The sequence below is a fragment of the Bradyrhizobium sp. 141 genome (genome assembly GCF_023074055.1).
Classification (GTDB): Bacteria; Pseudomonadota; Alphaproteobacteria; order Rhizobiales; family Xanthobacteraceae; genus Bradyrhizobium.
In genome coordinates this window covers 52,856-73,829 of record NZ_JADPKR010000039.1, presented here as the reverse complement: position 1 = coordinate 73,829, position 20,974 = coordinate 52,856, and the positions used below count along the sequence as shown (strand labels likewise).

Below are 20,974 nucleotides of genomic sequence, written 5' to 3'. Positions count from 1 at the left end.
AGAATGGACAAGACCCAGCCGCATCCGCTGTTCAAGCTGGCGACCGAGCTCGGTCCGCTGCTCGTGTTCTTCTTCGTCAACGCGAAGTTCAATCTGTTCGCCGCGACCGGCGCCTTCATGGTCGCGATCGTCGCGGCGATGGTCGCGTCCTATGTGGTGACGCGCCACATTCCGATCATGGCGATCGTCACAGGCGTGATCGTGCTAGTGTTCGGCACGCTGACGCTGGTGCTGCACGATGAGACCTTCATCAAGGTCAAGCCGACCATCATCTACGGCCTGTTCGCCGCGATCCTCGGCGGCGGCCTTTTGTTCGGCCGCTCCTTCATCGCCGTGATGTTCGACCAGATGTTCAATTTGACGCCGCAGGGCTGGCGCATCCTCACGCTGCGCTGGGCGCTGTTCTTCGCCGGCATGGCGGTGCTGAACGAGATCGTCTGGCGCACGCAAAGCACGGACTTCTGGGTCAACTTCAAGGTGTTCGGCGTGACGCCGATCACGATGATCTTCGCCATCGCCCAGATGCCGCTGACCAAGCGCTACCATCTCGAGCCGGTGTCGCTGGAGGCGAGCGAGGCCGAAGCGGGCGATGTCAGGAAGGGGTAGCGGTCTCGTGTCCCGGACGCGCGAAGCGCGAGCCGGGACACAGGCTCTGTCCGAAAGTGCCGTCTTGGTGACATGGGCCCCGGCTCTGCAGCGCATCACTTCGTGCTGCGCTACGTCCGGGACAGGAGACCGTTCTAAGACCCCGCCTTCAACGCCTTCTCCATCTGCGGCAACAACACCTTCTGCAGATTGTCCGGCGTGACCGGGCCGACCAGCTTGTAGACGATGGTGCCTTCGCGCCCGACGACGAAGGTTTCGGGCACGCCGTAGACGCCCCATTCGATCGAGGCACGGCCGTTGGCGTCCACGCCAACGCGGCCGAACGGGTTGCCGTAGCGGCCAAGGAAGCGGCGCGCATTGTCGGCGGCGTCCTTGTAATTGATGCCGACCAGCTGGAAGCGCTTGTCTTTTGCCAGTTCGGTCAGGAGTGGTGCTTCGTCATGACAAGGCACGCACCAGGATGCCCAGACATTGACGAGACTGACCTTGCCCTTGAAGGCGGCGGGATCGAGCCCCGGCACCGGCGCATTGTCAGCCTGCAATCCCTCGAGCGGCGGCAGCACGGTCTGCGGCGCGGGGCGGCCGATTAGAGCGGAAGGAATCCGCGAGGGATCGCCGCTGCCGAGCCGGAACCAGAACAGCAGCGCAAGGCCAATGAAGGCGATCAGCGGCAGCACCATCAGGAAGGTGCGGCGCTGCGGCGATGCGGAGGTCGATTGATCACTCATGACGCGTCCATGGCGCTGCGGCCGGAGCGGCGGGTGATGCCGCTGCGGTCGAGCTCGCGCAGGCGCTGCGTCTGGTTGCGATGGTCGAGCACGATCCAGCCGATTAGGATTGCGACCACGACGGCCGCTGCGGCATAGGACGTCACGATGAAGGATGCATAAGGACCGAGCGACATCATCCTGCGGCCCCAACTTCTTTCGACGCGTTCTGTCCGCGCGAACCGGCGCCCGCTTCGCTTGAGAACGCCACGCGGCTCGCCTGCATCATTTGCAGGGAGCGGACCCGGCGGCGCAGGATCTCGTTGCGCATCGCCGCCAGGTGCAGCGTGACGAACAGCAGCGTGAATGCGATCGCCATCACCAGCAGCGGAATCAGGAACGATTTGTCGAGGGCCGATCCGCCCATGCGCATCACCGAGGCCGGCTGGTGCAGCGTGTTCCACCAGTCGACCGAGAACTTGATGATCGGCAGGTTGATTGCCCCGACCAGGGTCAGCACCGCTGCGGCGCGCGCCGCGCGCGAGGGATCGTCGACCGCGCGCCACAGCGCCATCAGGCCGAGATACATCAGGAACAGGATCAGCACCGAGGTGAGCCGCGCATCCCATTCCCAATAGGTGCCCCACATCGGCCGGCCCCATAGCGAGCCCGTGAGCAGCGCGAGGAAGGTGAAGGCGGCGCCGATCGGCGCTGCGGCCTTGGCGGCGACGTCGGCGAGCGGATGCCGCCACACCAGCGTGCCCAGCGAGGCGATGCTCATCACGCCCCAGACGAACATCGACAGCCAGGCATTGGGCACGTGGATGAACATGATTTTGACGGTCGCGCCCTGCTGATAGTCGTCCGGCGCGTAGGCGGATTGGTACAGGCCGATCGCGAGCAGGATGATTGTCGCGGCCGCGAGCCACGGCAAGACCCGCGCTGTCAGCGCGAGGAACCGGGTCGGGTTGGCGAGGTCGATCAGTGACATGGTACCGTGATAATCATCGGTGGCCGCTCAGGCAATCAGCACGAAAGCGAGGGACGAAAGTTGATCGGGGTCAAGGTCAGTCGAGCCCATCTCAATCAAGCCCATCTTAGTCAAGTCCATGCCGCAGGCTCGCTGCGGCTGCGAAGGGGCCGACCACGAAGCTGACCAGGGACAGCGCGCACAGGATCGAGAACGGCGCGCCGAACGTCATGGGACCGACGATCACGGCCTGTGAGGCTGCCACGCCGAAAATCAGGACGGGAATCGATAGCGGCAGCACCAGCACCGCCATCAGCAGCCCGCCGCGGTGCAGTGTCACCGCCAACGCCGCCCCGATCATGCCGGTAAACGTCAGCGCCGGCGTGCCCGCCAGCAGCGTCAGCGCCACCGCGCCGGTCGCGACCATGTCGAGATTGAGCAAGAGGCCGAGCACGGGGGTTGCGACAATCAGCGGCAGGCCGGCGGCCAGCCAATGCGCCAACGCCTTGGCGGCGCAGGCGAGTTCCAGCGGCGTCCGGCTCATCGTGATCAGGTCGAGCGAGCCGTCCTCGTGGTCGGCCATGAACAGCCGGTCGAGGGTGAGCAGGCTCGCCAGCAGCGCGCCGAGCCAGAGAATGGCCGGCCCCAGCCGCGACAGCAGCGCCAGGTCCGGCCCGACCGCGAACGGCATCAGCACCACCACGGTCAGGAAGAACAGCACGCCGATCAGTGCCCCGCCGCCAACGCGGAGCGCGATCCGGATGTCCCGGCGAACGAGGGCGGAGAGGGCGGTCATGGGGTGCTCCCATCGTGCCCCCAGGGCGGTGCGCTCCCTCCCCCGCTTGCGGGGGAGGGGTGGGGAGAGGGTGTCTCGACAAAGAAGACTCCCCAAGTGGAGAGAGCCCTCACCCGGCGCCATAGCCGATGCAAAGCATCGGCGTTCTCTAGGAACGGCGGCCGACGGCCGCCTATGCCGACCTCTCCCGCAAGCGGGAGAGGCGAGAGAGCGGAGAGAGCTGTGCCCGGCCGCTTGGAAAGCTGAGGGTCGGGCCGCGTCATGCCGCTCCCCCGATCCGCAGCTCCCGCGAGTCGATCCCCAGCGGGGCGTGGGTCGCCGCGATAATCAGGCCGCCGCGCGCCAAATGCTGGCGCATCAGGCCGCCGAACATGTCCTGGCCGGCGGTGTCGAGCGCGTTGGTCGGCTCGTCCAGCAGCCAGACCGGGCGGCGGACGGTCAACAGGCGGGCCAGCGACAGCCGGCGGCGCTGGCCGGCGGACAGGAAGCCGGCGGGCAGATGGGTGGCATGGTCGAGCCCGACGGTGGCGAGACTTTCGGCCGCGCCAAGGCGCTCGCCGCCGAGAAAGTCGGCCCAGAATGTCAGATTTTCCGCCACGCTGAGGGCCGGCTTCAGGGTATCGCGATGGCCGAGATAGTGGCACTGCTCGGGCAGCGTCAGCTCGCCATCGCCGCCCTCCAGCGCGATCCTGCCTCCCGCCGGCACGAGCAGGCCCGCGATCAGCCGCAGCAGTGAGGTCTTGCCCGAGCCGTTGCGGCCGACGACGGCCACGGCTTCGCCCGCGACAGCCGCGAAATCGAGCCCGGCAAACACCTCGCGGCCGCCGCGCACGCAGGCGACTCCGCGTCCGGAGAGCTGCATCTCGCCTCGTTTCAAGTCACTCAAAGCCGGGCCTCAGGAAAACTTGGGGTAGCGCATGGGAATTTTTGGCTCGCGATTGCTGCGGCACGATTGTGGCTGTGGCGGCGCGGTTAGAAAGCTTCTATAAGCCCGGAACTACTTGATGCAGCAACTCAACCTGCCCCTGCAAGCGGCCCAGCCTGATACGCTGACGGTGTTAAGATACCCTGCCGGGTATAACGAACCATTGGGATTTCCTACATGACCTCGCTCGACAGCTTCAAATGCAAAAAGACCCTCAAGGTCGGCGCCAAGACCTATGTCTATTACAGCCTGCCCACGGCCGAGAAGAATGGTCTGAAGGGAATTTCCAAACTTCCCTATTCGATGAAGGTCCTGCTCGAGAATCTGCTGCGCAACGAGGACGGACGTTCGGTCAAGAAAGAGGACATCGTCGCCGTCTCGAAATGGCTGCGCAAGAAATCGCTGGAGCATGAGATCGCCTTCCGCCCGGCGCGCGTGCTGATGCAGGACTTCACCGGCGTGCCCGCGGTGGTGGACCTTGCCGCGATGCGCAACGCGATGCAGAAGCTCGGCGGCGATGCCGAGAAGATCAATCCGCTGGTGCCGGTCGATCTCGTCATCGACCACTCCGTGATCGTGAACTTCTTCGGCGACAACAAGGCCTTCGGCAAGAACGTCGCCGAGGAATACAAGCAGAACCAGGAACGCTACGAGTTCCTGAAGTGGGGCCAGAAGGCGTTCACGAACTTCTCCGTCGTGCCGCCCGGCACCGGCATCTGCCACCAGGTCAATCTCGAATATCTCTCCCAGACGGTCTGGACCAAGAAGGAGAAGATGACGGTCGGCAAGAAGACCGGCACCTTCGAGGTCGCATACCCTGACTCGCTGGTCGGCACCGACTCCCACACCACCATGGTCAACGGTCTCGCCGTGCTCGGCTGGGGCGTCGGCGGCATCGAGGCGGAAGCCTGCATGCTCGGCCAGCCGCTGTCGATGCTGCTGCCCAACGTCGTCGGCTTCAAGCTGAAGGGCGCGATGAAGGAAGGCGTCACCGCAACGGACCTCGTGCTCACCGTGACGCAGATGCTGCGCAAGCTCGGCGTGGTCGGCAAGTTCGTCGAGTTCTTCGGCCCCGGCCTCGACAATCTCTCCGTCGCCGACAAGGCGACGATCGCCAACATGGCGCCCGAATACGGCGCGACCTGCGGCTTCTTCCCGGTTGACGCCGCCGCGATCGATTATCTCAAGACCTCCGGCCGCGCCCCGGCGCGCGTCGCGCTGGTGCAGGCCTATGCCAAGGCACAAGGGCTGTTCCGCACCGCCAAGTCCGCCGATCCGGTGTTCACGGAGACGTTGACGCTCGATCTCGCCGACGTCGTTCCCTCGATGGCCGGTCCGAAGCGCCCCGAAGGCCGCATCGCGCTGCCGTCGGTCGCCGAAGGCTTCTCCCTCGCGCTCGGCACCGAGTACAAGAAGGCCGAGGAGCCGGCGAAGCGCTTCCCCGTCGAAGGCAAGAAATTCGACATCGGCCACGGCGACGTCGTGATCGCCGCCATCACGTCCTGCACCAACACCTCGAACCCGAGCGTGCTGATCGGCGCCGGCCTCTTGGCGCGCAACGCCGCGGCGAAGGGCCTCAAGGCCAAGCCGTGGGTGAAGACCTCGCTCGCCCCGGGCAGCCAGGTGGTTGCGGGATATCTGTCCGATTCCGGTCTCCAGGCCGATCTCGACAAGGTCGGATTCAACCTGGTCGGCTTCGGCTGCACCACCTGCATCGGCAATTCCGGTCCGCTGCCTGAGGAGATCTCGAAGTCGATCAACGACAACGGCATCGTCGCGGCTGCCGTGCTCTCAGGCAACCGCAACTTCGAAGGCCGTGTCTCGCCGGACGTGCAGGCGAACTATCTGGCCTCGCCGCCGCTGGTCGTCGCCCACGCGCTCGCGGGCAGCGTCACCAAGAACCTCGCCGTCGAGCCGCTCGGCGAGGGCAAGGATGGCAAACCGGTGTACCTGAAGGACATCTGGCCGACGACGAAGGAGATCAACGCCTTCATGAAGAAGTTCGTGACCGCGTCGATCTTCAAGAAGAAGTATGCCGACGTGTTCAAGGGCGATACCAACTGGCGCAAGATCAAGACCGTCGAGAGCGAGACCTATCGCTGGAACATGTCTTCGACCTACGTGCAGAACCCGCCCTATTTCGACGGCATGAAGAAGGAGCCGGAGCCCGTCACCGATATCGTCGAGGCGCGCATCCTCGCCATGTTCGGCGACAAGATCACCACCGACCACATCTCGCCGGCCGGCTCGATCAAGCTCACCTCGCCCGCGGGCAAATATCTCAGCGAGCACCAGGTGCGTCCCGCCGACTTCAACCAGTACGGCACGCGCCGCGGCAACCATGAAGTGATGATGCGTGGCACCTTCGCCAACATCCGCATCAAGAACTTCATGCTCAAGGGCGCGGACGGCAACATTCCGGAAGGTGGTCTCACCAAGCACTGGCCCGACGGCGAGCAGATGTCGATCTACGACGCCGCGATGAAGTACCAGCAGGAGCAGGTGCCGCTGGTGGTGTTCGCCGGCGCCGAATACGGCAACGGCTCCTCGCGCGACTGGGCTGCCAAGGGCACGCGTCTGCTCGGCGTGCGCGCCGTGATCTGCCAGAGCTTCGAGCGCATCCATCGCTCCAACCTGGTCGGCATGGGCGTGCTGCCGCTGACCTTCGAGGAAGGCACCTCCTGGTCGTCGCTCGGTCTCAAGGGCGACGAGAAGGTCACTCTGCGCGGCCTCGTCGGCGACCTCAAGCCGCGCCAGAAGCTGACCGCGGAGATCGTCTCCGGAGACGGTTCGTTGCAGCGCGTTTCGCTGCTCTGCCGCATCGATACGCTGGACGAGCTCGACTACTACCGCAACGGCGGTATTCTGCACTACGTGCTGCGCAAGCTCGCGGCCTAAGCGCGGATTTGTGAACGGTGGCTCACTGCGAAGTGAGTAGAAGGTTAAACGAAGGCGGCCTATCACAAGGCCGCCTTCGTGCGTTTGCGGCATGTTCTAGATGGGCCCGCCCGGCGGAAAACCTCCCTTTGGACGGTTTGCCTGGACGGTTGAGTGTGCCGCGCCCCGTAAGACTACGGTGACCATCCGGCGATAAGATCTCCCTTTCACGAGCAATGGTGTGCGGCGTTCGACATGACAACAATGACGGCTTCTCATCTGGTTTCACGTTGGTCCGGTGCCCTCTGGTCGGGAGCACTCGGCATCTGTGCGATCGTCGCTGTCATCCGTCCTGCGGAGGCTGATCCCCGCGCCGTTGTCGAATTGTTTACCTCGCAGGGCTGCTCATCCTGTCCGCCCGCCGACCAGATCATCGGCGATCTTTCCAAAGACCCGTCGATCATCGCGCTGAGCATGCCGATCGATTATTGGGACTATCTTGGTTGGAAGGACACGCTTGCGGATTCGCGCTTCTCTGCACGCCAGCGTGCCTATTCGCGCATGCGCGGCGACCGCGAGGTCTACACGCCGCAGGTCGTGGTCAACGGCTCGACTCACGTCATCGGCAGCGACCGTACCGGCATCGAGAATGCCATCGGCAAGACCGACAAGGGCATCGGCGTGATGAGCGTGCCGGTGACGATGTCGCTCGCGGGCAAGCAGATCAACGTGTCGGTGGCCGCGAGCAACGAGCCGGCAGTCTCGCATGGCGAGGTCTGGATCTGCTCGATCGCCAAGTCGGTGCCGATCGCGATCACCCGCGGCGAGAATCGCGGGCAGCAGGTCACCTATCACAATGTGGTGCGCAACGTGCTCAAGGTCGGTGACTGGACCGGGCGTTCGGAAAGCTGGACGGTGCCGATCGAGAACCTCACGCGCGACGGCGTCGACGGCGCGGTGGTCTATGTCCAGGACGGCAGCCGTGAGAAGCCCGGCCCGATGCTGGGTGCGGCGTACACGTCGCTGCACTGATTCGAATTTCTCTCTAGCGCTACGCCGTTCTAACTCCTCATGGTGAGGAGGCGCGTTGGCGCCGTCTCGAACCATGAAAGGCCCGCGCTGATGCAGCGTCGCCTTTCATCCTTCGAGACGCGCGCAAGAGCGCGCTCCGCAGGATGAGGAGAGAGAGTCTTCGCGCGGATGTTTGGAGGGAAGGTCGGTCGCGGCCGGAAACATTCCGACACAAACAAAAAAGGACCAACTTGCGTTGGTCCTCCTTGCTGCGCGTACAGACCCGATCCTGTTCGACCCCGGGGGGCTGGGGGCTGAGGAATCCGGAACCGAAAGGACCGGGTCAACGCACGTGAGTCTTTTCGCAATGCAGGGCGGCAGTCGCTGGGCGGAAAAGCGGCGAGAGTATGATTCCTGCTAACGATCCCGTGACGGTTTGCCGCGAGGAAGTTCCACCCCTGCGTGTGCCCTGCTTCCGATAAGTTGAGCGGGCGAGTTCCATCAAGAGGCCTTGCGGCGGGGAACGGTTGGCGCAATCATATCACTGTCATGATCTGCGGTTCCGGGGACGGTCTTCGCGGACGCGTGGTCATGCCGTGCGATGAGGAAGCGCTCCATGAGTCTGTCGGAGGATGCCGATCCGGGCGAGCAGCGCGCGGCGGCGCGCCCCGCCGCTGCGAATGCGCAACCGAGCCGGGTGACGTTCAACCGCCTCGAGCTGCACCGTATTCTCAATCTCTACGGCCGCATGGTCGCCGATGGCGAGTGGCGCGACTATGCCATCGACTTCCTCAGGGATCGCGCCGTGTTCTCGGTCTATCGCCGTGCCTCGGAAGTGCCGATCTATCGCATCGAGAAGGATCCGCGGCTCGCGCGCAAGCAGGGCATGTACAGCGTGATCTCGGCGACGGGCTTGATCCTGCGCCGCGGCCACGAGCTGGAGCGCGTGCTGCTGGTGATCGATCGGAAACTGGCGGTGGTGTAGCCGCACGGCCGGTGCCGTAGGGTGGGCAAAGGCGCGCAACGCCGTGCCCACGTCCTTTCTCGATCGCCGCAAATCGTGGGCACGCTCCGCTTTGCCTACCCTACGGCAGTGTACGTGGAGAGGCGTTTCGTAGCCCGGATGAGCGAAGCGACATCCGGGACTCTTCTTGCACAGTTCCCGGGTATCGCTTCGCTCACCCGGGCTACAGGCGCTGACCCTACTTCCCCGGCACCGTGCTTGCGCCCTCGCCGAGGTCGCGCTGCATCATCACCGTGTCGAGCCAGCGGCCGAATTTCAGCCCGACATTGGGATGGATGCCGATCATCTTGAAGCCGCCTTTGGTGTGCACGCCGATCGAGCCTGCATTGGCGGAATCGCCGATCACCGCAATCATCTGGCGGAAGCCGCGCGCCTCGCATTCGGTGATCAGCCGCTCCAGCAGCAACGAGCCGACGCCGCGACGGTGGAAGGACGGGTCGAGATAGATCGAGTTCTCGACCGTGAAGCGATAGGCCGGCCGCGGCCGGTAGGCGCCGGCATAGGCATAGCCGGCGACGCGGCCGTCGAGGATGGCGACGAAATAGGGATAGCCGCCGTCGACCAGCACGCGATAGCGGCGCGTCATCTCCGAGAGTTCCGGCGGCTCCAGCTCGAACGTCGCGGTGCCCTCGCGGACGGCCTGCTGGTAGATGGCGGTGATGGCGGGAAGATCGGCCTCGGTGGTGGGCCTGATTTCAGGTGTGGACATGGAGGGAAGATAGCAGGGGTGTCGCCACGAGCAACGCCGTTTCCGCATGCGTCATGGCCGGGCTTGTCCCGGCCATCCACGCCTTTTCCGCGGAACGAAGCACGTGGATGCCCGGGACAAGCCCGGGCATGACGGAGTGTTGCGCAAACAAAAACCCCGGCCTTTCGGCCGGGGTTCATGTCGTTCACTCGGTTGATCGCTTAGTCGCGCTGGCCGAGGAGCTGCAGCAGCAGCGTGAACAGGTTGATGAAGTTCAGGTAGAGCGACAGTGCGCCGGTGATGGCCGCACGCTCCGCGATGTCACCGCCGGCCGAGGCGTAGCCGTAGATGTAGTCGTTCTTCAGCCGCTGGGTGTCCCAGGCGGTGAGGCCCGCGAACACCAGCACGCCGACCACCGACACGATGAACTGCAGCATCGAGCTGGCCAGGAACAGGTTCACCAGGCTCGCGATGATGATGCCGATCAGGCCCATGAACAGGAACGAGCCCATCCCGGTCAGGTCACGCTTGGTGGTGTAGCCGTAGAGGCTGAGCGCGCCGAAGGTCGCCGCGGTGATGAAGAACACCCGAACGATCGAGGTGTGCGTGAACACCAGGAAGATCGACGACAGCGAGATGCCCATCAGCGCCGCGAATACCCAGAACAGGATCTGGGCGGTCGAGGGCGCGAGACGGTTGATGCCCGCCGAGATCACGAACACCATGGCGAGCGGCGCGAGCATGAACAGCCACTTCAGCGGGCTGACGAACATCGCGTAGCCGAACGGCGTCAGGAACAGCTTGCCGACGCGGACGGCGTCCGCGGTCGGCACGTCCGTCACGGCAGCCATGTAGACGCCGAGCGCGGCAAGGCCGGTGATGGCCAGGCCAACGCTCATGTAGTTGTAGATGCGCAGCATATAGGCGCGCAGGCCGGCATCGACCGTCGCGGCGTCAACACGCCCGGCGGCCCTGCCGAAAGGAGAAGCGTAGTTACGGTCTAGGTCCGACATGGTCGAATTCCCGTTGGTTGGTCCGGTCCGGCATGAGGGTCGCCACGCCGCCGGTTCGTCAAATTCTATCTCGGATACCGACGCCAACCGACTAAATTTTGGCTAACAATCGGGGCTCCGAACCCATTCGATATGTGGGAAACTAACACATTCGCTGCAACCTTCCACGCGCGGCTGAATGTCGCCCTTGGCGGCGATCCTGACGCGAACCTGACGAGCGGCGTGGTTAATCGCGGAAACCGGGGGGATTTCGCCCGGCTTGATCCTCCGCTACCATTTGTCACAAATTCCGCAACACCGTCGCGGGCTTTTTGTTCAACGCCAGCAGCGTGCCGGCGAGCCCGAGCCCGACCGTGACGACCAGGGCGGCCACCACCACGCCCGCCGCGCTACCGGCCTGCCAGACGAAGCTCAGCGTCATCAGCCGCGTCACGATCATCCAGGCCGCGATGCTGCCGGCGATCACGCCGAACAATGCGGTGGCGAGCCCGATCAGGAGATATTCGAGCGCATAGGCGCCCAGCAGCCGCAGCCGCGTCGCGCCCAGCGTCTTCAGGATCACCGCATCATAGACCCGGTGGCGATGGCCGGCGGCGAGCGCCCCGCCGAGCACCAGGATCGCCGAGATCAGGGTGATGGCGCTGGCGCCGCGAATTGCCAGCGCCAGATTGGTCACCACCGAGCCGACCGTCTCCATCACCTCGCGCACGCGCACGCTCGTCACCATCGGATAGGCGTCGGCGACCTGTTTGATGATCTTGCCGTCGCCTGCCGCATTTCCGCCCGTTTCCGTCAGCGTCGCGATGTGGGTGTGCGGCGCGCCCTTGAAGGCGTTCGGCGAGAACACGAGAACGAAGTTGATGCCGAGTCCCTGCCAGTCGATGGTGCGCAGATTGCCGATCTTGGCCGGAATGTCGCGGCCGAGCACGTTGACCACGACCTCGTCGCCGAGATTGAGGCCCAATCCGTCGGCGATCTTCTTCTCCATCGAGACCAGCGGCGGGCCGGAATAGTCCGCGCTCCACCATTCGCCATCGACCACCTTGGAACCCTTCGGCAGCTCGCCGGTATAGGTCAGGCCGCGGTCGCTCTGCAGCACCCACTCGGAATCGGTGGTCGGCTTGAGCTCCTCGGCGCGCAGCCCGCGCGCGGCGACGATGCGTCCGCGCAGCATCGGCACGTCCTCGACCTTCGCACCCGGCGCGATCTGGCGCAGATAGAGGTCGAACTGCTCGGCCTGCGTGCTCGGGATGTCGATGAAGAAGAACGACGGCGCCTGATCGGGGAGGGCTGCCAGGAACTGCCGGCGCAGATTGCCGTCGATCTGGGTGATGGTGACGAGCACCGCGAGCCCGAGCCCCAGCGACAGCACCACCGAGGGCGTCAGCGCGCCCGGCCGGTGGATGTTGGCGATCGCAAGCCGCAGCATCGGCAGCCGGGTCCGCGGCAGCCGCCGTGCGATCGCCATCAGCAGGACGGCGATGCCGCGCAGCAGGGCGAACACGACCACGGAGGACGCCACGAACACCGCCGCGATGCGCTTGTCGAACGAGAGCCCGATCACGACCGCGACGAGCAGCGCAATCACGACGCCCATGAACACGAGATAGCCCACGCGCGGCCGGTGCCATTCCGAGCTGATGGTGTCGCGGAATAGGGCGGCCACCGGCACGTCGTGGACACGTCCGAGCGGCCACAGGCCGAAGGCGAGCGCGGTCAGGAGGCCATAGACAAAGGACAGCGCCAGTTCGTCGGCATGCACGGCTGGCACCACCGGGAGCGGCAGCAGCTTGCCGAACAGGCCGACGATCGCGAAGGGCATGGCGGCGCCGAGCGCAAGCCCGATCACCGAGCCGATGCCTGCCAGCAGGAGAACCTGCGCGAGATAGATGCCGAACACGTCGCGCCCCGTGGCGCCGACGGCCTTGAGGGCCGCGATCACTTCGAGCCGGCGGTCGATATGGCTCTTCACGGCATTGGCCACGCCGACACCGCCGACCAGCAGCGCGGCGAGGCCGACCAGGGTCAGGAATTGGGTGAATCGGTTGATGTTGCGCTCGAGCTGCGGCGAGGCGTTGGAGCGGCTGCGGATTTCCCAGCCGGCCTGCGGCGCCGCGCTGCGCGCATCCGCGATGAAGGCTTCGGTGGCGCGCTCGTTGTTCGCGGCATCGGGCAGCTTCACCCGGTAGACCCAGCGCACCAGGCTGCCGGGCTGGATCAGGCCGGTGGCCCGCAGGCCCGCCTCGCTGATCAGGAAGCGCGGGCCGAAGCCGATGCCACCGGCGAGCTTGTCGGGCTCGGCCTCGACGGTGCCGCGGATCTGGAAGGTCGCCGCGCCGATGGTGACGCGATCGCCGGTCTTCAGCGACAGCCGCGCCAGCAGCGTCGGATCGGCGGCGGCGCCGAACGCGCCGTCGCGTTCCGCAAGCAGATCGGGCATCGCCAGCTGCGGCGCCAGCGTCAGCTGACCCAGCATGGGATAGGTGTCGTCGACCGCTTTCATCTCGACCAAAGCGAGCTGGCCATCGGGCGCGCGCGCCATGCCGCGCAAGGTGGCAGCGGTCGACACGGTGCCGCGCGAGCGCAGGAAGGCGACCTCTTCAGGTTTCGCTTCGCGCTGGAACAGCACGAAGGAGACGTCGCCGCCGAGCAGCGTGCGGCCCTCGCGGGCAAGGCCGTCGGAGAGGCTCGCCGACACCGAGCCGACGCCGGCGATTGCCATCACGCCGAGCGCGATGCAGGCGATGAAGACGTAGAAGCCGCGCAGGCCCCCGCGCAATTCGCGCAGCGCATAACGCAGCGACAGCGCGACGCCGCCGGGTTTCGCGAAGGGTTCGGCCGCCGTGCTCATGCCGGCGCAGACTGCGTGTCGATGCGGCCCGAGCGCAGCCGGATCACGCGATCGCAGCGATGCGCGAGCGAGGAATCATGCGTGACCAGCACCAGCGTCATGCCACGCTCGGCATGCTTGCTGAACAGGAGGTCGACGATCTGCTTTCCCGTCGCCTCATCCAGATTGCCGGTCGGCTCGTCCGCGACGAGGATAGTGGGATCGGGCGCCAGCGCGCGGGCCAGCGCCACGCGCTGCTGCTCGCCGCCCGAGAGCTGCGTCGGATAGTGATGCAGGCGGTCGCCGAGCCCGACCGATTGCAGCTCCTGCGCCGCGCGCTTTGCGGCGTCCGGATTGCCGGCGAGCTCGAGCGGCACCGCAACGTTCTCCAGCGCCGTCATGGTCGGGATCAAATGGAAGGACTGGAAGACGATGCCGACCTGGCGGCCGCGGAAGCGGGCCAGGGCGTCCTCGTCGAGAGCATTGAAAGGCGTGCCTGAGACCACCACCTCTCCGCTATCAGGATGCTCCAGCCCCGCCATCACCATCAGCAGCGTGGATTTGCCCGAGCCTGACGGGCCGATCAGGCCGATCGTCTCGCCCGAGGCGACCCGCAAGCTGATATCCTTGAGGATGTGAACCCGTGCCGCGCCCGAACCCAATGAGAGATTGACGTTGGAGATGGCGATGGTGTCCGCGGCAGCGGCGAGCGAAGAGGTTTCGATGCGAGTGTCCATGGTCCGGTCATATGGCAACTCCGATAGCGCGGTCGAGAGGCGTTACGGATTGTTCATGCACATAGCCGTGTTGATGCTCGCTTTGATGACGATTGCGACAAACGCGTCGGCACAGGCACAGCCAACGGCCAAGCCGATCAAGCTGGTGGTTCTCGGCGATTCCTTAAGTGCCGGTCTCGGCCTCCCGGCCCAGGATGCGTTTCCCCAAAAACTTCAAAAAGCCTTGCAGGCCAAAGGCATAGCGGTCGACATGACCAATGCCGGGGTGTCCGGCGACACCACCTCCGGCGGCCGCGACCGGCTCGACTGGTCGGTGCCTGACGGAACCGAAGGCGTCATCGTCGAGCTCGGCGCCAACGACGCGCTGCGCGGCATCGATCCCGATTTGGCGCGCACCGCGCTCACCGACATCATCCAGCGGCTCAAGGCGCGCAAGATTCCAGTTATGCTCTGCGGCATGCTGGCGCCACCGAACTACGGCGCCGATTATGCCGCGCGCTTCAATTCGATTTATCCGGAGCTTGCGAAAAAATTCGACGTGCCCCTCTACCCGTTCTTCCTCGACGGCGTCGCCGCCGACGCCAAGCTCAACCAGCCCGACGGCATTCATCCGACCGCGGCCGGCGTCGACATCATCGTCGGCAACATCATGCCCACCGTGGAGGCATTCATTGGCACGATCGCTGGGCAACGAAGTTGAAATGCAGGCAGCGCCAAACCTTCATACCCAGGGTTTTACCGGGGTAAGGCGTGCGATGCTTCGCAGAGTCACACAACTGCGATAGGAATCAGGGTACCGGTGATTCGTCGCCGGCTCTAATTTGGATATGATCCTGCCCAGGGATTGTAGCCAAGCATCGGGAGTGCGAAACGATGCCGCGTTTGTTCACAGGTCTGGAAATTCCGGCCGAGATCGGCCATTCGCTTTCCAACTTGAGGGGTGGCCTTCCTGGCGCCCGGTGGATCGATCCCGAAAATTATCACGTCACCTTGCGCTTCATCGGCGACATCGACGGCGTCTCGGCCAACGAGATCGCCTCGCTGCTGTTTCGCGTCGACCGCAAGCCGTTCGAGGTGAAGGTGCAGGGGCTGACAAGTTTTGGCGGCCGCAAACCGAGAGCAGTCGTTGCGACCATCGCGCCGAGCAAGCCGCTGATGGAATTGCAGGCCGAGCTCGAGCGCATGATGCAGCGGATCGGTCTCAACCCAGAGGGGCGCAAATTCATCCCGCATGTCACGCTGGCACGGCTGCACGATGCCTCCGACCGCGACGTCGCCGATTATCTCTCGCTGCGCGGCTACTTCCCGAGCAAGGCGTTCATGGCCGAACGTTTTGTGCTGTTCTCATCGCGGGCCTCGACGGGCGGCGGCCCGTATGTGGTCGAGGATGCGTACGAGCTGTGTGAGTAGCGCTGCTCTCGTGCCCCGGACGCGGCGCAGCGCGAAGCGGTGCGCTGCAGAGCCGGGGCCCATCGCTCCACGATCGGTGCACGAAACAGTGGGTCCCGGCTCTGCGCAGCAGCGCAAGCGCGCTGCAGCGCGTCCGGGACACGAAAGCGCATACCCCGTCCCCCAATTGACGGCTTGCAATTTCCGCCCGTCTCTGGCGGTAAGGGGCCATGCTCTCGACCCCCAGTTCCCCATTCAGCGAAGCCTATCAGGCCGAGATCGCCTCCGGCGCGATCGAGCCGGACGCCGCGCAGGCCGAAGTCGTCGAGGCCTATGCGGCGCTCGACCAGCGGCTCGCAAGCTACAAGCCCGCGCGCAAGCAGGGCTTGCTCAGCCGCCTGTTCAGCAGCGACAAGGACGAGGCGCCGCGCGGGCTCTACATCCATGGCGAGGTCGGCCGCGGCAAGACCATGCTGATGGATCTGTTCTTCCAGCACGCCTCGGTCGAGCACAAGCGGCGGGCGCATTTCCACGAATTCATGGCCGACGTGCACGAGCGCATCTACGACTATCGCCAGGGCATCGCGCGCGGCGAGATCGCCGACGGCGACGTCATCGCGCTGACCGCGAATGCGATCTTCGAGGAGAGCTGGCTGCTCTGCTTCGACGAATTCCACGTCACCGACATCGCGGACGCGATGATCCTGGGACGCTTGTTCGCCAAATTGTTCGAACTCGGCACCGTCGTGGTCGCGACCTCCAACGTCGCCCCCGACGATCTCTACAAAGGCGGCCTCAACCGTTCGCTGTTCCTGCCCTTCATCAAGCAGATCACCGACCACATGGACGTCGCGCGGCTCGATGCGCGCACCGATTTCCGGCTGGAGAAGCTGCAGGGCGTGCCGATGTGGCTAACGCCGGCGGACGCTGATGCGGACGCAGCGCTCGACCGCGCCTGGTCGAAAATGTCGGGCGGCGCCAAATGCAAGTCGCGCGACATTTCGATCAAGGGTCGCATCCTGCACGTGCCGTGCTCGGCTCACGGCGTGGCGCGGTTTTCGTTCGCCGACCTCTGCGAGAGGCCGCTCGGCGCATCCGATTACCTCAGGCTGGCGCATGACTATCACACCATCCTGGTCGACCATATTCCAGTGATGGATCTCTCCCAGCGCAACGCCGCCAAGCGCTTCATCACGCTGATCGACGCGCTCTATGACAATGCCGTGAAGCTGATGGCGTCGGCCGACGCCAACCCGATCTCGCTCTACCTCGCCCATGAGGGCAACGAGGCCAACGAATTCAAGCGGACCGCCTCGCGCCTGATCGAAATGAGCTCGGAATCCTATCTGGCGCTGCCCCACGGCCGCAAGGATTCCACCGCGAGCGGCTCCACCAAAGGTCTGGTGGAGACTTAAGTCCTATTTGCCAGCGCTGTCATTCCGCGCGCCCCGGAATGACAGGGCTGTGTGCCCGAGGCCTCGGCAAGCCCGACAAATGGGCATCCGGCGACTTGAACGGGGGAGGCGAAAGGGATAACCACCCTCTCAGTTTTCCCCTCCTTACGTGTCTAAAGGACAGGCTCACATGGCGCGCGACAAGATTGCTTTGATTGGCTCCGGTCAGATCGGCGGAACGCTGGCTCACCTCATCGGCCTGAAAGAACTGGGCGACGTCGTGATGTTCGACATCGCCGAGGGCGTGCCGCAGGGCAAGGCGCTCGACATCGCGCAGTCCTCCCCGGTCGACGGATTTGACGCGCATTACACCGGCGCCAACTCCTACGAGGCGCTCGACAACGCCAAGGTCTGCATCGTCACCGCCGGCGTGCCGCGCAAGCCCGGCATGAGCCGCGACGACCTCCTCTCCATCAACCTCAAGGTCATGGAGCAGGTCGGTGCCGGCATCAAGAAGTACGCGCCCGACGCCTTCGTCATCTGCATCACCAACCCGCTCGACGCGATGGTCTGGGCGCTGCAGAAGGCTTCCGGCCTGCCGCACAAGAAGGTCGTCGGCATGGCCGGCGTGCTGGATTCGGCCCGCTTCCGCTACTTCCTCGCCGATGAGTTCAACGTCTCGGTCGAAGACGTCACCGCCTTCGTGCTCGGCGGCCATGGCGACACCATGGTGCCGCTGGTGAAGTACTCCACCGTCGCCGGCATTCCGCTGCCCGACCTCGTCAAGATGGGCTGGACCTCGCAGGCGCGCCTCGACGAGATCGTCGACCGCACCCGCAACGGCGGCGCCGAGATCGTCAATTTGCTCAAGACCGGCTCGGCCTTCTACGCGCCGGCCGCTTCCGCGATCGCGATGGCCGAGAGCTATCTGCGTGACAAGAAGCGCGTGCTGCCCTCGGCTGCGTACCTGAACGGCGAATACGGCGTGAAGGACATGTATGTCGGCGTGCCCGTCGTGATCGGCTCCAAGGGCGTCGAGCGCGTCGTCGAGATCGAGCTCGCCGGCAAGGACCGCGAGGCTTTCGACAAGTCGGTCGGCGCGGTGCAGGGCCTGGTCGACGCCTGCAGGAAGATCGCCCCCGATCTTCTCGGCCGCTAAGGCGCAAGCAATCCCGCCGAAGACCGAAAACCCGGTCTTCGGCGGTTTCATTTCCGGGGCCTGGCTGCATCACGTGTTGAAGGTTGGCGGGGTTCCGGGTTCGGCAGTCCAGAGATCGATGTCAAAGAATCCGGGTTGCAGTTCCTGTGGTATATGGTATGCCAGCCACAAGACTGAGGTGGGCCCAAGAGGTCACCGCCCGCGGGTTCAGGGAGCGACCATATGAATATCCATGAATATCAGGCCAAAGCGCTGCTGAACGAGTTCGGCGTCGCGATCTCCAAGGGCGTGCCGGTCCTGAAGCCCGCGGATGCGGAAGCCGCCGCAAAGGCGCTCCCGGGCCCGGTCTGGGTTGTGAAGAGCCAGATCCACGCTGGCGGCCGCGGCAAGGGCAAGTTCAAGGAAGCCAGCGCCGGCGACAAGGGCGGTGTCCGCATCGCCAAGTCGGCCGCCGAAGTCTCCGAATTCGCCAAGCAGATGCTGGGCGCCACGCTCGTGACGATCCAGACGGGACCTGCCGGCAAGCAGGTCAACCGCCTCTACATCGAGGACGGCTCGGACATCGACAAGGAATTCTACCTCTCGCTCCTGGTCGACCGCGAAACCTCGCGCGTGTCGTTCGTCGTCTCGACCGAAGGCGGCGTCAACATCGAGGACGTCGCGCACAACAGCCCAGAGAAGATCGTGACCTTCTCGGTTGATCCCGCGACCGGCATCATGGGCCATCACGGCCGCACCGTCGCCAATGCGCTCAAGCTCTCGGGCGATCTCGCCAAGCAGGCGGAAAAACTCACCGCCCAGCTGTTCACGGCCTTCGTCGCCAAGGACATGTCGATGCTGGAGATCAACCCGCTGGTCGTGACCAAGCAGGGCCAGCTCCGCGTGCTCGACGCCAAGGTGTCGTTCGACGACAACGCGCTGTTCCGTCATCCCGAGGTGCTCGCGCTGCGCGACGAGACCGAGGAAGACGCCAAGGAGATCGAGGCGTCCAAATACGACCTCAACTACGTCACCCTCGACGGCAATATCGGCTGCATGGTCAACGGCGCCGGTCTTGCCATGGCGACGATGGACATCATCAAGCTCTACGGCATGGCCCCGGCCAACTTCCTCGACGTCGGCGGCAGCGCCAGCAAGGAGAAGGTCGCGGCCGCCTTCAAGATCATCACCGCCGATCCCAACGTGAAGGGCATCCTGGTCAACATCTTCGGCGGCATCATGAAGTGCGACGTGATCGCCGAGGGCGTCACGGCTGCGGTTCGTGAAGTCGGCCTCAGTGTGCCGCTGGTCGTCCGCCTCGAAGGCACCAATGTCGAGCTCGGCAAGAAGATCATCCGGGAATCCGGCCTGAACGTGGTGCCGGCCGACAATCTCGACGACGCCGCGCAGAAGATCGTGAAGGCCGTCAAGGGAGGCTAAGGCCATGGCCCAGGACCATCTCGCCGCATCATCTCCGCTCCCCGAGCACGCGCGCCTCGCCGCGTTCGCCGGCGAATGGGATGGCGAAGAGGTGGTCTTCCCGTCGCGCTGGACGGCGGGCGGGCCCGCCACCTCGCGCACCGTCGCGCGCATGGATCTCAATGGGTTCTACCTGATCCAGGACAGTGTCCAGATGCGCGACGGCAAGCAGGTCTTCGCCGCCCACGGCATCTTCACTTTCGACCGCGACGACCGGACCTACAAATTGTTCTGGTACGACTCGCTCGGTTACACGCCGCCCTCGCCCGCTTCCGGCGGGTGGGTCGGCAAGACCCTGACGCTGGTGCGCGGCTCGCTCCGCGGCAATGCGCGCCACGTCTACGAAATCATCGACGACAACTCCTACTCGTTGAAGATCCAGTTCTCGCCGGACGCGGAAGGCTGGGCCGACGTGCTCACCGGCGTCTACCGCCGCATCCACTGACCTCTCACTCGTTAGTTCGCGAAAGCAGACCTCATGTCCATCCTGATCGACAAGAACACCAAGGTCATCTGCCAGGGTTTTACCGGCAAGAACGGCACCTTCCACTCGGAGGCCGCGATCGCCTACGGCACCAAGATGGTCGGCGGCACCTCGCCGGGCAAAGGCGGCGCGACGCATCTGGGCCTGCCGGTGTTCGACACCGTGCGCGATGCGCGTGAGAAGACCGGCGCCGACGCGTCGGTGATCTACGTGCCGCCCCCGGGCGCGGCCGATGCGATCTGCGAAGCCATCGACGCCGAGATCCCGCTGATCGTCTGCATCACCGAGGGCATTCCTGTTATCGACATGGTGCGGGTGAAGCGCTCGCTCGCGGCTTCCAGGTCGCGCCTGATCGGGCCGAACTGCCCGGGCGTCATGACCGCCGGCGAGTGCAAGATCGGCATCATGCCCGCCAACATCTTCAAGACCGGCTCGGTCGGCATCGTCTCCCGCTCCGGCACGCTCACTTACGAAGCCGTGTTCCAGACCTCCCAGGAGGGGCTCGGCCAGACCACCGCGGTCGGCATCGGCGGCGATCCGGTCAAGGGAACCGAGTTCATCGACGTGCTGGAAATGCTGCTCGCCGACCCCAAGACCGAGTCGATCATCATGATCGGCGAGATCGGTGGTTCCGCCGAGGAAGACGCCGCCCAGTTCCTCAAGGACGAGGCCAAGCGAGGCCGCAAGAAGCCGATGGTCGGCTTCATCGCCGGCGTCACCGCCCCTCCTGGCCGCCGCATGGGCCATGCCGGCGCGATCATCTCCGGCGGCAAGGGTGATGCCGGTTCCAAGACCGAAGCGATGAAATCCGCTGGGATTACAGTGTCGCCGTCGCCGGCGCGCCTCGGCCATACGCTTGCCGAAAAGTTGAAGGGCTAATTCACTTCTTCGTACTTTTCCGGGCGA

At 64.9% G+C, this 20,974-nt stretch carries 20 protein-coding genes; 11 read left to right on the top strand and 9 right to left on the bottom strand.

Annotated features, from left to right (window positions below):
• Positions 1-3 precede the first annotated feature (3 nt).
• Positions 4-606 (top strand): septation protein A, encoded by a 603-nt coding sequence (locus tag IVA81_RS11800; protein ID WP_247316572.1) that lies wholly within the window; start codon positions 4-6, stop codon positions 604-606.
• A 134-nt stretch (positions 607-740) separates the two neighbouring features.
• On the opposite strand, the gene IVA81_RS11795 is transcribed toward IVA81_RS11800, so the two are convergent.
• The 5 genes from IVA81_RS11795 to ccmA all read right to left on the bottom strand — a co-directional run bounded on the left by IVA81_RS11795 (position 741) and on the right by ccmA (position 3,941).
• A complete protein-coding gene (locus IVA81_RS11795; RefSeq protein WP_247316571.1) occupies positions 741-1,334 on the bottom strand; it encodes a DsbE family thiol:disulfide interchange protein in 594 nt (197 codons plus the stop codon).
• Complete coding sequence (gene ccmD / locus IVA81_RS11790; protein ID WP_246930561.1) at positions 1,331-1,513, bottom strand: heme exporter protein CcmD; 183 nt, start codon at positions 1,511-1,513, stop codon at positions 1,331-1,333. Before ccmD ends, IVA81_RS11795 begins: the two co-directional genes overlap by 4 nt.
• Positions 1,510-2,304: a heme ABC transporter permease gene (locus IVA81_RS11785; RefSeq protein WP_247316570.1), complete on the bottom strand. Its 795-nt coding sequence runs from the start codon at positions 2,302-2,304 to the stop codon at positions 1,510-1,512. Before IVA81_RS11785 ends, ccmD begins: the two co-directional genes overlap by 4 nt.
• Before the next feature lie 106 nt (positions 2,305-2,410).
• Positions 2,411-3,079 (bottom strand): heme exporter protein CcmB, encoded by a 669-nt coding sequence (gene ccmB, locus IVA81_RS11780; protein ID WP_247316569.1) that lies wholly within the window; start codon positions 3,077-3,079, stop codon positions 2,411-2,413.
• Between the two features lie 259 nt (positions 3,080-3,338).
• A complete protein-coding gene (gene ccmA / locus IVA81_RS11775; protein ID WP_247316568.1) occupies positions 3,339-3,941 on the bottom strand; it encodes a heme ABC exporter ATP-binding protein CcmA in 603 nt (200 codons plus the stop codon).
• Positions 3,942-4,181: 240 nt separating this feature from the next.
• Between ccmA and acnA the strand changes: the two genes are divergently transcribed.
• The 3 genes from acnA to IVA81_RS11760 all read left to right on the top strand — a co-directional run bounded on the left by acnA (position 4,182) and on the right by IVA81_RS11760 (position 8,877).
• On the top strand, positions 4,182-6,902 hold the full coding sequence (acnA, locus tag IVA81_RS11770) for an aconitate hydratase AcnA (RefSeq protein WP_247316567.1): 2,721 nt from the start codon (positions 4,182-4,184) through the stop codon (positions 6,900-6,902).
• 234 nt (positions 6,903-7,136) lie between these two features.
• On the top strand, positions 7,137-7,913 hold the full coding sequence (locus IVA81_RS11765) for a DUF1223 domain-containing protein (protein WP_247316566.1): 777 nt from the start codon (positions 7,137-7,139) through the stop codon (positions 7,911-7,913).
• A gap of 595 nt (positions 7,914-8,508) precedes the next feature.
• Positions 8,509-8,877 (top strand): DUF2794 domain-containing protein, encoded by a 369-nt coding sequence (locus IVA81_RS11760; RefSeq protein ID WP_247316565.1) that lies wholly within the window; start codon positions 8,509-8,511, stop codon positions 8,875-8,877.
• A 217-nt stretch (positions 8,878-9,094) separates the two neighbouring features.
• On the opposite strand, the gene IVA81_RS11755 is transcribed toward IVA81_RS11760, so the two are convergent.
• The 4 genes from IVA81_RS11755 to IVA81_RS11740 all read right to left on the bottom strand — a co-directional run bounded on the left by IVA81_RS11755 (position 9,095) and on the right by IVA81_RS11740 (position 14,184).
• Positions 9,095-9,625 carry a GNAT family N-acetyltransferase gene (locus IVA81_RS11755; protein WP_247316564.1) on the bottom strand — a complete coding sequence of 177 codons (531 nt, stop codon included), beginning with the start codon at positions 9,623-9,625 and terminating at the stop codon, positions 9,095-9,097.
• A 200-nt stretch (positions 9,626-9,825) separates the two neighbouring features.
• Entirely contained in the window at positions 9,826-10,617 is a 792-nt protein-coding gene (locus IVA81_RS11750) for a Bax inhibitor-1/YccA family protein (protein ID WP_247316563.1), read from the bottom strand.
• Positions 10,618-10,897: 280 nt separating this feature from the next.
• Positions 10,898-13,468, bottom strand: coding sequence for an FtsX-like permease family protein (locus IVA81_RS11745; protein WP_247316562.1), 2,571 nt, complete (start codon positions 13,466-13,468; stop codon positions 10,898-10,900).
• Positions 13,465-14,184, bottom strand: coding sequence for an ABC transporter ATP-binding protein (locus IVA81_RS11740; RefSeq protein ID WP_247316561.1), 720 nt, complete (start codon positions 14,182-14,184; stop codon positions 13,465-13,467). Before IVA81_RS11740 ends, IVA81_RS11745 begins: the two co-directional genes overlap by 4 nt.
• Before the next feature lie 55 nt (positions 14,185-14,239).
• Between IVA81_RS11740 and IVA81_RS11735 the strand changes: the two genes are divergently transcribed.
• The 7 genes from IVA81_RS11735 to sucD all read left to right on the top strand — a co-directional run bounded on the left by IVA81_RS11735 (position 14,240) and on the right by sucD (position 20,947).
• Positions 14,240-14,884 carry an arylesterase gene (locus tag IVA81_RS11735; RefSeq protein WP_247316560.1) on the top strand — a complete coding sequence of 215 codons (645 nt, stop codon included), beginning with the start codon at positions 14,240-14,242 and terminating at the stop codon, positions 14,882-14,884.
• A 173-nt stretch (positions 14,885-15,057) separates the two neighbouring features.
• Entirely contained in the window at positions 15,058-15,594 is a 537-nt protein-coding gene (gene thpR, locus IVA81_RS11730; RefSeq protein WP_247316559.1) for an RNA 2',3'-cyclic phosphodiesterase, read from the top strand.
• A gap of 209 nt (positions 15,595-15,803) precedes the next feature.
• Positions 15,804-16,988 (top strand): cell division protein ZapE, encoded by a 1,185-nt coding sequence (gene zapE, locus IVA81_RS11725; RefSeq protein WP_247316558.1) that lies wholly within the window; start codon positions 15,804-15,806, stop codon positions 16,986-16,988.
• Positions 16,989-17,157: 169 nt separating this feature from the next.
• Entirely contained in the window at positions 17,158-18,126 is a 969-nt protein-coding gene (gene mdh / locus IVA81_RS11720; protein WP_151646186.1) for a malate dehydrogenase, read from the top strand.
• A 222-nt stretch (positions 18,127-18,348) separates the two neighbouring features.
• Positions 18,349-19,545 (top strand): ADP-forming succinate--CoA ligase subunit beta, encoded by a 1,197-nt coding sequence (gene sucC / locus IVA81_RS11715; RefSeq protein ID WP_247316557.1) that lies wholly within the window; start codon positions 18,349-18,351, stop codon positions 19,543-19,545.
• A gap of 4 nt (positions 19,546-19,549) precedes the next feature.
• Positions 19,550-20,029 carry a DUF1579 family protein gene (locus tag IVA81_RS11710; RefSeq protein WP_247316556.1) on the top strand — a complete coding sequence of 160 codons (480 nt, stop codon included), beginning with the start codon at positions 19,550-19,552 and terminating at the stop codon, positions 20,027-20,029.
• Positions 20,030-20,062: 33 nt separating this feature from the next.
• Complete coding sequence (gene sucD / locus IVA81_RS11705; RefSeq protein WP_247316555.1) at positions 20,063-20,947, top strand: succinate--CoA ligase subunit alpha; 885 nt, start codon at positions 20,063-20,065, stop codon at positions 20,945-20,947.
• The last annotated feature ends 27 nt before the right edge of the window (positions 20,948-20,974 follow it).